Origin of the sequence: Natrialba sp. PRR66 (assembly GCF_034808065.1) — an archaeon.
Classification (GTDB): Archaea; Halobacteriota; Halobacteria; order Halobacteriales; family Natrialbaceae; genus Natrialba; species Natrialba aegyptia.
In genome coordinates, this window is sequence record NZ_JAXHGN010000243.1 from 1 (window position 1) to 240 (window position 240).

The following is a 240-nucleotide window of genomic DNA, read 5'->3' on the forward strand; positions in this document are numbered from 1 at the left end:
CGTCGGAATCGTCATCGCGGTAGTTCGCCGTTCCGTCACCATCGGCATCTGCCGCCCCCTCTGTACTGTCGGTGATTCCGTCCCCGTCGCTGTCAGTGTCAAGCGCATCGATAGTCCCATCGCCGTCGGTATCGACTGCTTCACCTTGTCCAGTCCCGTCCGTCCGTGTTGTCTCTATGTCGTCGGTGAGGCCGTCACCGTCGGTATCGGAATCGTTCGGATCAGTGCCGAGGGTGTTCT

1 pseudogene is annotated in these 240 nt (G+C 60.4%); it reads right to left on the bottom strand.

The features are described from left to right. Positions 1–240: pseudogene (locus tag SM755_RS24115) on the bottom strand (thrombospondin type 3 repeat-containing protein); the annotation flags it as partial.